Annotated in this window: 11 protein-coding genes and 1 pseudogene; 9 read left to right on the plus strand and 3 right to left on the minus strand. The window is 66.0% G+C overall.

The window, feature by feature from the left end; genetic code table 11:
- The first annotated feature begins 23 nt into the window (after window positions 1-23).
- Window positions 24-1277 (plus strand): ATP-binding protein, encoded by a 1254-nt coding sequence (locus NF4_RS00670; RefSeq protein WP_063125352.1) that lies wholly within the window; start codon window positions 24-26, stop codon window positions 1275-1277.
- Between the two features lie 60 nt (window positions 1278-1337).
- Here the strand turns inward: NF4_RS00670 and NF4_RS00675 are convergent, their stop codons facing one another.
- Entirely contained in the window at window positions 1338-1559 is a 222-nt protein-coding gene (locus NF4_RS00675; protein ID WP_063125353.1) for a DUF397 domain-containing protein, read from the minus strand.
- 234 nt (window positions 1560-1793) lie between these two features.
- Between NF4_RS00675 and NF4_RS00680 the strand changes: the two genes are divergently transcribed.
- Window positions 1794-2624 carry an RNA ligase family protein gene (locus tag NF4_RS00680; RefSeq protein ID WP_232330250.1) on the plus strand — a complete coding sequence of 277 codons (831 nt, stop codon included), beginning with the start codon at window positions 1794-1796 and terminating at the stop codon, window positions 2622-2624.
- A gap of 206 nt (window positions 2625-2830) precedes the next feature.
- A pseudogene (locus NF4_RS36180) lies at window positions 2831-3142 on the plus strand (transposase); the annotation flags it as partial.
- 64 nt (window positions 3143-3206) lie between these two features.
- Here the strand turns inward: NF4_RS36180 and NF4_RS00685 are convergent.
- Window positions 3207-4247: an LLM class F420-dependent oxidoreductase gene (locus NF4_RS00685; RefSeq protein ID WP_063125354.1), complete on the minus strand. Its 1041-nt coding sequence runs from the start codon at window positions 4245-4247 to the stop codon at window positions 3207-3209.
- Between the two features lie 60 nt (window positions 4248-4307).
- On the opposite strand from NF4_RS00685, the gene NF4_RS00690 reads away from it, so the two are divergent.
- The 5 genes from NF4_RS00690 to NF4_RS00710 are packed head-to-tail and all read left to right on the plus strand — an operon-like array spanning window position 4308 to window position 8915.
- Window positions 4308-5321 carry a Zn-ribbon domain-containing OB-fold protein gene (locus tag NF4_RS00690; RefSeq protein ID WP_439956712.1) on the plus strand — a complete coding sequence of 338 codons (1014 nt, stop codon included), beginning with the start codon at window positions 4308-4310 and terminating at the stop codon, window positions 5319-5321.
- Window positions 5322-5334: 13 nt separating this feature from the next.
- Window positions 5335-6402: a thiolase family protein gene (locus tag NF4_RS00695; protein ID WP_232330251.1), complete on the plus strand. Its 1068-nt coding sequence runs from the start codon at window positions 5335-5337 to the stop codon at window positions 6400-6402.
- On the plus strand, window positions 6399-7565 hold the full coding sequence (locus NF4_RS00700) for a thiolase family protein (protein ID WP_030522914.1): 1167 nt from the start codon (window positions 6399-6401) through the stop codon (window positions 7563-7565). The genes NF4_RS00695 and NF4_RS00700 overlap by 4 nt, the downstream gene beginning before the upstream one ends.
- A gap of 2 nt (window positions 7566-7567) precedes the next feature.
- The gene (locus NF4_RS00705) at window positions 7568-8443 is read left to right on the plus strand and encodes a TIGR03619 family F420-dependent LLM class oxidoreductase (protein WP_063125377.1); all 876 of its coding nucleotides are present in this window, start codon (window positions 7568-7570) and stop codon (window positions 8441-8443) included.
- A gap of 55 nt (window positions 8444-8498) precedes the next feature.
- Window positions 8499-8915, plus strand: a complete 417-nt coding sequence (locus tag NF4_RS00710) for a nuclear transport factor 2 family protein (RefSeq protein WP_063125356.1) — start codon at window positions 8499-8501, stop codon at window positions 8913-8915.
- A gap of 398 nt (window positions 8916-9313) precedes the next feature.
- On the opposite strand, the gene NF4_RS00720 is transcribed toward NF4_RS00710, so the two are convergent.
- Complete coding sequence (locus NF4_RS00720) at window positions 9314-10570, minus strand: cytochrome P450 (protein ID WP_063125358.1); 1257 nt, start codon at window positions 10568-10570, stop codon at window positions 9314-9316.
- Between the two features lie 158 nt (window positions 10571-10728).
- Between NF4_RS00720 and NF4_RS00725 the strand changes: the two genes are divergently transcribed.
- On the plus strand, window positions 10729-11892 hold the full coding sequence (locus NF4_RS00725) for a steroid 3-ketoacyl-CoA thiolase (protein WP_063125359.1): 1164 nt from the start codon (window positions 10729-10731) through the stop codon (window positions 11890-11892).
- The last annotated feature ends 165 nt before the right edge of the window (window positions 11893-12057 follow it).

Here is a 12057-nt window from a genome sequence, read left to right on the forward strand (position 1 = left end):
CATCTCAATGCCATAATGACAGGATGAACGAGTTTCGACTCCTTCCCAGGCATGCCGAGGGGCTGGTCGCCGAATCACTCGCGGATACCCGAGTAGTGCTGGTCAATGGGGCCCGCCAAGCCGGCAAGAGCACACTCACTCGCCTGACGGGCAAAAAACAGCCGGACACCATCGTCCGGCTGTTGGACGATCCGGCTACCCTACGGGCCGCCCAGGAGGATCCGGCCGGATTCGTCGATCGCGACAGCGGGTTGACCATCATCGACGAGATCCAGCTCGCGCCCGAATTGCTTCGCCCGATCAAGATGACTGTCGATCTCGACCCCATGCCGGGGCGATTCCTGCTGACCGGATCATCGCGTGTTCTCGCCCTGCGCACACTCCCGGACGCGTTGCCCGGACGGATGGAGATCATCGAACTGTGGCCCTTCGCGCAGGGCGAGATCGATGGGCAGCCGGACGGATTCGTCGATGCGGCGTTCCGCCACGGCCCCGATATAGACCACTCGTCCACGCTCAGACGCCGGGACTATCTCGAACGCGCGGTAGTGGGTGGATTCCCGGAAGCGGTCCGGCGCGGCCCCCGCCGCCGGTCCGCATTCTTCGATTCGTATCTACAGACCCTTGTCGAGCGTGACGTGCTCCAACTCGCCGCCATCGAGCGGCACGGCGAAATGTTGAAGCTGCTGGCACTGCTCGCGGGGCGGGTGGGCAATCTGCTCGTACCGGCAACCTTGGCCGGCCAGTCAGGTCTTTCCCGGACCACGGTGGTGCGCTATATCGAGTTGCTGCAATCGGTTTTCCTGATCAAGAGTATTCCCGCATGGTCTCCCGGGCCGACCTTCCGGGCGATCGGAACCCCCAAGCTGGCGTTCGTCGATTCCGGAATCGCCGGCCACCTCCTCGGACAGGACGCCGCGCATCTGGATGATCCCGGCGGTGCCGCCGGTCCGATGCTGGAGAACTTCGTGGCAATGGAGCTCGCGCGACAACTGACCTGGGCACAGCAGCGAGCACGCATGTATCACTATCGCACCAAGGACAAGGTCGAAGTCGACGTGGTGCTGGAGACCCCCGACGGCCGTGTCGTGGGAGTTGAGGTCAAGGCGGGGGCAACAGTACGGACCGCAGATCTCACCGGTCTGCGCAACCTCGCGCAGAAGCTTGATGACAAGTTCGTCGCGGGCTACGTCCTCTACACCGGCAAACAGACCTTGCCCTTCGGGCCCAAGCTACGGGCGGTCCCGATGGACGCCCTCTGGCGTCTCGCTCCATAGCTGCGTGTCTCCGGCCCCCGGTACAGCCGGGGCCGCAGGGGCGAATCTCCGAGTTGTGAGCTACGGCCGGTCGAGCCGACCGGTGCGGATGTTCGAGGTGAAGGTATCCCAGGCCCCAGAGGTGAAAGACAAGGCCGGGCCGCCGCCGCGATCCTTGGAACCGGGCACACCCACCACACCTCCCTCGAAGAACGCCACCTCGACACAGTCCTGGCTGCCGCCGCTGTAGCTCTTGAGCCAACCGGTCGATATCGCCGGCTGCGCGGTGCGCCTCGAACTCATCGATCGTGGCGAAACGGCTCCGGTAGCGCAGGAGTGTGGGCATACGGTCGTTGCCCTCGTCGAACCAGTGCGCGGCAAAGGTATCCGGTTCCCAGGTCCAGGCCATACGGGTGATATCCGTTCCAATCGAGCAACGCTGATGTCAATTTTATTCGCGAACATTGTTCACGCTACGGAGAGATCGATATGGGCTAGGAGCCAACCACGAGCAACACATTCAACACCAGAAAACCAATGGACACCGCCGAGCGCGACGAACACGATTCCCGCATGAGTTTCGATATGCGCAGCACCGACCTGGATGCGATCAACTCCGCAACCAAATACCCATCGATACCGACCTACCACCAACTCGGGGAACGCGGCGCACTCACCGAAGTCGTCACACAGTTCACCGGCCCGGTCATCGGAACCGAGAAGGTCGACGGCTCGAACGCGCGGATCATCTCCCTGCCCGACGGCAATTGGCTGCTCGGCAGCCGCGAGGAACTGCTGTACGCCAAAGGTGATCTCATCGGCAACCCGGCTCAAGGCATCGTGGCCGGCCTGCGCGAGTTCGCCGAATCGCTGGAGCCGGTGAACGACGTTGTGCGCGTGCACTATCTGGAGCTGTACGGCGGCAAGATCACCGCGGCGAGCAAGCAGTACACGAGCGAACGTGCCGTCGGCTACCGGCTGTTCGACATGGTCGAGCTGCGCGACTACGACGCGATCCTGACCCGCTCGCTCTCGGAGATATCGTCCTGGCGCGAGTCGGGCGGGCAGCCGTTCCTGACCGAAACCGATCTCACCACGGCCGCCGCACGCGACGGAGTCGAACTCACGCCCCGGCTGTTCGAATTCGACGCGACGGAGCTGCCACGCGACGTCGAGTCCACGCACAAGTTTCTCGCCGAACAGCTGCCGTTGACCCGCTGCCGCCTCGACCAGGGCGGGACCGGGAATCCCGAGGGCATCGTGCTGCGAACCCCGAACCGCTCGGTCATCGCGAAAGCACGCGTCGAGGACTACGACCGAACCCTCCGCCGACGGGGCCAAACCGCGCCCGCAGCCCGCAACAACTGACGCAGCGGGCACCAGCGACCGCGATGACCCGCCGGTCCCCGCCACCTCGATGCCTCATTCGGCGACGACAGAACCCGACGACCCCGACCACTCCCGCGATCTGTCGGTGACCGGTCGCCGGATCGAGGCCGTGGCCGACCCGGACCGCGTCCCATAGGCATTCGACGGAAACGAATAGTGCTCGGTAGCAGCAACTCGGGAACAGGCGGGCGCGTACTCGCCCTGACCGGGTCCTGGCCGACAAGGCATATTCCTCCCGGGCGAATCGTGAATATCTGCGCCGGCGTCGCATCCGGGCGACGATCGCGGTCCCGGCCGATCAAGCCGGGCACCGCCGCCGACGCGGTTCCGCCGGTGGCCGGCCTCCGGCGTTCGACACAGTGATCTACCGGGATCGCAACACCGTCGAGCGCGGTATCAACCAGCTCAAACAACATCGGGCCGTGGCGACGCGATTCGACAAACTCGCCGTCCGCTACCTCGCCACGCTCCACATCGCCGCCATCAATCTATGGCTCAGTAACGACTTCGAGACACCGCCTAACTGCATTGCCCGCCGACCGACCGATTTCTGCAACAAGTTCACCCAGCGGAAATCAGTGGCGCCAACCGCTTCAGTTGTTCCACATCCGGCACCGAGACCAACAGCATGGTGACGCCTGCGGCCTCCCATACCGCGATCTGCTCACGCACCTGGGTCTCGTTGCCGATGATCGCGGTCTCCAGTACCAGCTCGTCCGGTACGGCGGCCGCGGCCTCGGCTTTGCGGCCGGCCTGGAACAGCGTGCCGATCTCGTCGACTTCCTTCTCGTAGCCCATCCGGCGATACACCTGGGCATGGAAATTCAGTTCCGGCGCGCCCATCCCGCCGATGTAGAGCGAAGTGATCCAGCGCATCCGTTCGATCTCGGCCGCGGGGTCGTCGGTGATGATCACCTGCGCGGTCGCGGCGATCTCGAAGTCCGCCCGCGAACGCCGGGCACCCGGGCGGGCGAAGCCCTCGTCCAGCCATTCGTTGTACACATCCGCCATACGGGGGGTGTAGTAGATGGCCAGCCAGCCGTCGGCGATCTCCGCGGTCAGCGCCACATTCTTCGGCCCTTCCGCGCCCAGCCAGATCGGCAGATCCGCACGTAGCGGATGGGTTATCGGCTTGAGCGGTTTCCCCAGACCGGTCGCGCCCGCGCCGTTGTAGGGCAGCGGATAGTTCGGCCCGTCGTTGGTCACCGGCCCCTGGCGGGCCAGCACCTTGCGCACGATATCGACGTACTCGCGGGTCCGCTGCAACGGTTTGGCGAACGGCTGCCCGTACCAGCCCTCCACCACCTGCGGGCCGGAGACGCCGAGGCCGAGTATCGCCCGCCCGCCGCTGAGATGGTCGAGGGTCAGCGCGTGCATGGCGGTGGCGGTAGGGGTCCGGGCCGACAGCTGCACCACCGAGGTCCCCAGTCGTACCCGCTCGGTCGCCGAACCCCACCAGGCCAGCGGCGTGAAGGCGTCCGACCCCCAGGACTCGGCGGCGAACACGGCGTCGAAGCCGGCTTCCTCGGCCGCCACGACGACCTCGGCGGCATGTTCCGGCGGGCCCGCGCTCCAGTACCCGAGTTGCAATCCGAACTTCATATCCGACCCCTTCCGGCCTACTGCTTGCCAGCAGAATAAGAACCTGTTCTACTCGATATCGTGAATCAGGGGAATACTGCACCCACGGTAGTTACGCAGGAACGCCCGCCGGGACTGAAACCGAGCGATGTGCTCAGTGCGCCCCTGCGGATGGAGTTCGACTACACGCGCTCCGTGGGACCCATCATCGGCAAGTTCCTTACCGGCCTGCGCGAGCGACGCGTCTTCGGTATCCGGGGTTCGGACGGCCGGGTGCTCGTACCACCGGCCGAATTCGACCCGGTGACCGCCGAACCGCTGTCGGAGTTCGTCGAGGTCGCCGCCACCGGCACGGTGAAGTCCTGGACCTGGGTCCGCGATCCGCTGCCCGGCCAGCCTTTCGACCGGCCGTTCGCCTACGCGCTGATCCAGCTCGACGGCGCCGACACCGCACTGCTGCACGCGGTCGATGTGGAGAGCCCGGAACAAATCGGCACCGGCCTGCGGGTGACCGCCCGCTGGGCCGCCGAACTCACCGGCACCATCCACGACATCGTCTGCTTCGAGCCCGGTGAGACCCCGACGGCGGAGCCGGCCCCGGCCTCGGATGCCGACCCGGTCACCATCATCACCACACCGATCGGGATGGACTACAAGCACACCGCCTCCCCCGAGGAGAGCACCTTCCTGCGCGGTCTGAAAGAAGGCAAACTCATCGGCGCGCGGGCCGATGCGAACAGCAAGGTGTACTTCCCGCCGCGCGGTGTCGATCCGGTGGACGGCCGGTCCACCTCCGATACCGTCGAGCTCGCCGACACCGCCACCGTCACCACCTTCTGCATCGTGAACGTGCCGTTTCTCGGCCAGCGGATCAAACCGCCCTATGTGGCGGCGTATGTGCTGATCGACGGCGCGGATATCCCCTTCCTGCATCTCGTACTCGGTTGCGAGGCCAGTGAGGTGCGGATGGGTATGCGGGTCAAGGCGGTCTGGAAACCGCGCGAGGAGTGGGACTACACCATGGCCAATATCAGCCACTTCGAGCCGACCGGCGAGCCGGATGCCGACTACGACACCTACAAGCATCACCTGTGAGAGGGCTCCCCGCGTGACCATCACCGAGCGTTCCATCGACAACGCCACCGAGATCGCCGTCGTCGGCTTCGCGCACGCACCGCATGTGTCGGAGACCTACGGCACCACCAACGGGGTGGAGATGCTGGTGCCCTGCTTCCAGCAGCTCTACGACCAGCTCGGCATCACCAAGTCCGATATCGACTTCTGGTGCTCCGGATCGTCGGACTACCTGGCCGGGCGGTCCTTCTCGTTCATCTCCGCCATCGATTCGATCGGCGCCGTACCGCCGATCAACGAATCCCATGTGGAGATGGACGCCGCCTGGGCTCTGTACGAGGCGTGGGTGAAACTGCGCACCGGCCAGGCGCAGACCGCCCTGGTCTACGGCTTCGGAAAGTCTTCGGCGAGCACGCTGCGCCAGGTGCTGTCCACCCAGCTCGACCCCTACCTGGTCACGCCCCTGTGGCCGGATGCGCTGGCCATCGCCGGGCTGCAGGCCCGGGCGGGTCTGGACGCCGGCCGCTGGACCGAGCGCGATATGGCCGCGGTCTCGGCCGCGCACACCATCGACGGGAAATCGGTCGACGAGCTGCTCACCAACCCCTATGTCGCCGACCCGCTGCGCGAACACGACTGCGCGCCCGTCACCGACGGTGCCGCGGCCATCGTGCTGGCGGTCGGCGACCGCGCCCGCGAACTGACCGAGCGTCCCGCGTGGATCACCGGGATGGCGCACCGGATCGATTCCAGTGTGCTGGGCGCTCGTGACCTGACCACCTCGCCGTCGGCCGCCGCCGCGGGACAGGCGGTGACCACCGGCGACACCAGCGGTATCGACGTCGCCGAACTACACGCACCGTTCAGCCACCAGCAGCTCATCCTGACCGAGGCGCTCGGTCTGAAACCGGAGACGAAGGTCAACCCGTCCGGCGGCGCGCTGGCCGGCAATCCCATGTTCGCCACCGGGCTGGAGCGCATCGGCTACGCCGCGCTGCCCATCATGGCGGGCACCGCGGGCCGCACCCTGGCACATGCCACCAGCGGCCCGGCCCTGCAGCAGAACCTTGTGACCGTTTTGAATTCGGAGGCCGGCCGATGAGTTTCCCCGCCGCGGTGCTGGGCACCGGACAGACCCATCACGTTGCCAAGCGCAGCGATGTCTCGATGGCCGGGATGTGCCGCGAGGCGATCGACCGGGCACTGGCCGACGCCGACCTGACCATGGCCGATATCGACGCCATCGTCATCGGCAAGGCGCCGGACATGTTCGAAGGCATGATGATGCCCGAGCTGTACCTGGCCGACGCGCTGGGCGCCCCTGGCAAACCGCTGTTGCGCGTGCACACGGCGGGCTCGGTCGGCGGTTCCACCGCCTGTGTGGCCGCCAGCATGGTGCAGGGCGGTGTGCACGAGAAGGTGCTCGCCATCGCCTGGGAGAAGCAGTCGGAATCGAATGCCATGTGGGCGTTGTCGATTCCGGTGCCCTTCACCATGCCGGTCGGCGCGGGCGCCGGCGGTTACTTCGCCCCCCATGTGCGGTCCTATATCCGCCGCTCGAACGCGCCCCTGCACATCGGCGCGACGGTGGCGGCCAAGGACCGGCGCAACGGGGCCAAGAACCCGCACGCCCATCTCAAGCAGGGCGACAAGACCGCCGAAGAGGTACTCGCCTCCCAGATGCTGTGGGACCCCATCCGGTTCGACGAGACCTGCCCCTCCTCCGACGGCGCCTGTGCCGTGGTCATCGGCGGCGAGAAATCGGCGGCCGCGGTGGAGGCGTCCGGGAAGAAGGTCGGCTGGATCCACGCCACCGCAATGCGGACCGAACCGCTGGCCTACGCCGGCCGTGACCAGGTGAACCCGCAGGCCGGCCAGGAAGCCGCGAAGGCCCTGTGGGCGCAGGCCGGGATCACCGACCCGCTGGCCGAGATCGACGCCGCCGAGATCTACGTCCCGTTCTCCTGGTTCGAACCGATGTGGCTGGAGAACCTCGGTTTCGCCGCCCCCGGCGACGGCTGGAAGCTCACCGACAAAGGCGAAACCGAGATCGGTGGCGCGCTGCCGGTGAACCCGTCCGGCGGCGTGCTCTCCTCGAACCCGATCGGCGCTTCCGGCATGATCCGGTTCGCCGAGGCCGCCAAACAGGTCATGGGCCGGGCCGGTGACTACCAGGTCGACAATGCCCGCAAGGCGCTCGGCCACGCCTACGGTGGCGGCTCTCAGTACTTCTCCATGTGGGTCGTCGGATCGGAACGCCGATGACACTGCAGTTCAGTCTCGGTATCGCGCTGAGCCCGCTCGAGCAGCTGCCTGAACTCGCCCGCACCGCGGAAGAGGTCGGGTTCACCTCGATCGCCCTGCCGGATTCGCTGTTCTACATGAAATCGCAGGCGGCGAAGTACCCCTACACTCCGGACGGCAGCCGCTTCTGGGGCCCGGACACACCGTGGGTGGATCCGCTGATCGCCGCGACCGCCATGGCCGCGGTGACCAGCCGGTTGCGCTTCTACACCAATGTGCTCAAACTCGGATCCCGCAATCCGCTGCTGCTCGCCCGCCAGGTCGGGTCGGTGGCGAATCTGTCCGGTAACCGGTTCGGGTTCGGCGTGGGCATCGGCTGGGCGCCCGAGGAATTCGAGTGGTGCGGTGTGCCCTACGCGCGCCGCGGCGCCCGGGTCGACGAGATGATCGAGGTCATCAAAAAGGTTCTCGCCGGCGGCATGGTCGAATTCCACGGCGAGTTCTTCGATTTCGACGAACTGCAGATGAGCCCGGCGCCGAGCGAACCGGTCCCGTTCTACATCGGTGGCCACACCGAGGTGGCCCTGCGCCGCGCCGCGAGGGTCGGGGACGGCTGGACCTCGGCCATGATGAAGTTCGACGATCTGCAGACCACCATCGCCCGCCTGGGTGAGTTGCGGGCCGAATACGGTCGTGCTGAGGTGCCGTTCGAGATCCAGGCCGTCTGCATCGATAAGTTCGGCCGCGACGGTTACCAGGAGCAATACGACGCCGGTGTCACCGATGCGATCGTGATCCCCTGGCTGGCCGCGGGTATCGGCTTCGACGGTGAACTCGAGGCGAAGAAGGACGCGCTGCGCAAGTTCGCCGAAGACTACATCCAGAACCCGATCAACTGATTTCCGCCTGTGCCGCTGCGGAAGTGGTGGCACACCGGCTTGTCGAGAGGAACAAATGAGCAGCGAGGAACATCCCGCCCGCGCGGCCGGGCTCGCCTCCCAAGCCGCAGTCCGTGCCCGGGACAAGGCCGCCTGGCTCGCACTGTTCGCCGCGGACGGCATCGTGGAGGATCCCATCGGCCCGTCCGGTTTCGATCCCGAAGGCAAGGGACACCGTGGGCCCGAGGCCATCGGCGCGTTCTGGGACAAGGCGATCGCGGCGACCGATTCCATCGATTTCCTCTTCGGTGATTCGTTCGCCTGCGGTGCCGAGGTCGCGTTCACCGGCACGATCCGCAGCGTTGTCGGAGGTCACCGCATCGATGCGGAGGGCGTGTTCACCTACAAGGTCGACGAAGCGGGCAAGATCCTCGCTCTGCGCGCGTTCTGGGAGGTCGACCGGGCAATGGCGACGGCCGCACCGGCCACCTGAGCGGCGGCCGGCCGGTTTCCCTCCCGGCGCGGCCGCTTCCGCAGTACGGTCCTGCCCCGCACACCACCAGGTGTGCGGGGCAGAATCTTTCACTGCCCGGCGGCAGTGGTTTTACCCGCCCGAGCAGCGGGACGACGATGACTGCGACGGCGGCCCGGAGGAACCCGTCATCGCCGATGACCGGCCGACGACCTGGCAAGAATTCGCCGAGGACGCCCGCACCGGCGGCAATACCGAGCCGATCGTACTGGGCGGCGCGGCCTTCGAATTCGAGGATGCTCGACCGGGGCAATCCGCGATCCGACGGGATCCCATCCGGTAGTCGTGGCACCGAGCCCTCGGAAAGAGTCCGGCCCCGCGTCGTCACGCGGGGCCGGAACAGCGATCGGTCGCGAGCGTCAGCTTCCGGTCTTACCGGTGACCGGGCAGGTCTTGTAGTCGACCTGGAACTCCTTGATGCCGTTCAGCCACCCCGACCGCAGCCGCTTCGGGTCGCCCAGCTTGGTGATGTCGGGCATATGGTCGGCGATCGCGTTGAAGATCAGGTCGATCTCCAGTTTGGCCAGGTTGGCGCCGATGCAGTAGTGCGCGCCGGTACCGCCGAAGGCCACATGCTGGTTGTCCTCGCGCATGATGTCGAACTTCATCGGGTTCTCGAAGACATCTTCGTCGAAGTTCGCCGACCGGTAGACCATCAGGATCCGCTGGCCCTTCTTGATCTGGACGCCGCTCAGTTCGGTGTCCTCGAGCGCGGTGCGCTGGAAGGTGGTGATGGGGCTGGCCCAGCGGATGATCTCGTCGGCCGCGGTCTTCGGGCGCTCCTTCTTGTAGAGCTCCCACTGATCCGGGTTCTCCAGGAAGGCGATCATGCCGTGGGTGATGGCGTTGCGGGTGGTCTCGTTACCCGCGACGGCCAGCAGCATCACGAAGAAGCCGAATTCCTCGGACTTGAGCGATTCACCGTCGATATCGGCCTCGACCAGGGTGGTGACGATATCGTCGGCCGGACAGGCCTTACGGGCCTCGGCCATCGCGTAGGCGTATCCGAGCAGTTCGGTGGAGGCCTGCACCGGATCCACATCGATTTCCGGATCGTCGTAGCCGGTCATCTCGTTGGACCAGGTGAACACCTTCATCCGGTCTTCCTGCGGGACACCGATCAGTTCGGCGATCGCCTGCAGGGGCAGTTCGCAGGCGATCTGGGTGACGAAATCACCGGACCCGGCCTCGGCAGCGGCCTTGACGATGGCCTCGGTGCGCTTGGACAGCTCTTCGCGTAGCGAGTTGATCGCGCGCGGGGTGAAGCCGCGCGAGATGATCTTGCGCATCCGGGTGTGCTCGGGCGGGTCCATGTTCAGCAGGATGAAACGCTGCAGTTCGATCTGCTCACGCTCGATATCGTCGTTGAAGCGCGGCAGCGCCGTGTTCTCGAAGGTCGAGAACACATCGCTGCGCCGCGACACCTCCTTGATATCGGCGTGCTTGGTGACGACCCAGAAGCCGTCGTCGTGGAATCCGCCCACTTCCGGCGACTTCTCCTGCCACCAGATCGGTGCGGTACGCCGGAGTTCGGCGAACTCCTCGACCGGAATCCGCTGGACGTACATGTCGGGGTCCGTGACGTCGAACCCGTCCGGCAGGTTCGGCCGGGCCATGCGCGTATCCACCACCAGATGTCTCCTTCGACAAACTGAAACACGTTCTACAATCATTGAAGCACAGGCGGGAGAACGAGGAAAGAAAGTGGACTGATCACGCCTCGTGCCGTGCGCGGAACACGTTACAGTTTTATGTCCGAAACGAAAGGTTCATAATGGGCACACCCGTTATCGTCGAGGCAGCTCGCACCCCCATCGGCAAACGCAACGGCTGGCTGTCCGGGCTGCACGCCGCCGAGATCCTCGGCCTCGCCCAGCGCGGGCTGCTCGATCGCGCCCACCTCGACCCCGCCAAGGTCGAACAGATCATCGGCGGCTGCGTCACCCAGGCCGGCGCACAGTCCAACAACATCACCCGCACGGCCTGGCTCGCTGCCGGCCTCCCCTGGCAGGTGGGCGCCACGACCATCGACGCGCAGTGCGGTTCGGCCCAGCAGGCCAACCATCTCGTCGCCGGCCTGATCGCCGCCGGTGCCATCGATATCGGCGTGGCCTGCGGCGTGGAGGCGATGAGCCAGGTTCCGCTGGGCGCCAATGTCGGAGACCAGGCGGGCCCGCGCCGGCCGGCTTCCTGGGATATCGATATGCCCAACCAGTTCGAAGCCGCCGAACGAATCGCCAAGCGGCGCGGGATCACTCGCGAGGACGTGGACGCGCTCGGTGCGCGGTCCCAGCGCCTGGCCGCACAGGCCTGGGCGGAGGGCCGGTTCGACCGCGAGGTACTCACCGTCACCGCGCCGGTAGTCGACAAGGAGGGCAACCCGACCGGGGAGAAGCAGGAGGTGAACCGGGACCAGGGCCTACGGGAGACCTCGGCGGAGAGCCTCGCCAAGCTGAAGCCGGTACTGGAGGGCGGAATCCACACCGCCGGAACGTCTTCGCAGATTTCCGACGGTGCGGCGGCGGTGCTGCTGATGGACGAGAAGGCCGCGGAGCGCGAAGGTCTGCGGCCCCGGGCCCGGGTGGTGACCCAGTGCCTGGTCGGTTCCGAACCCGAGTTCCACCTCGACGGCCCGGTTCAGGCGTGTGAACGGCTGCTCGAGCGATCGGGTATGAGCATCGGCGATATCGACCTGTTCGAGATCAACGAGGCGTTCGCTTCCGTAGCATTGTCCTGGGCTCAGGTGCACAAGCCCGATTTCGACCGGGTGAATGTGAACGGTGGCGCGATCGCTCTCGGCCATCCCGTCGGCTCCACCGGGTCCCGTTTGATCACCACAGCCCTGCACGAACTCGAACGTTCCGACCGGAACGTCGCAATGGTTCTCATGTGCGCCGGTGGCGCACTCGCGACAGGAACGATCATCGAACGCCTGTAGCTCGTCCGCCAATTCCCTATTGCGACAGGACATCGGCCCGTACGGACCACAGTCACACCCGCACGGGCCCAGTATCCTTCACAAATTCGACCCGGTAGGTTGAACGTTCATCTCAGCTTTCGGCAGACGTGTCGTACGCCACACAATGGCTTCGGCACGGTTCCG

This window comes from Nocardia fusca NBRC 14340 (genome assembly GCF_001618425.1).
GTDB classification, from domain to species: Bacteria; Actinomycetota; Actinomycetes; order Mycobacteriales; family Mycobacteriaceae; genus Nocardia; species Nocardia fusca.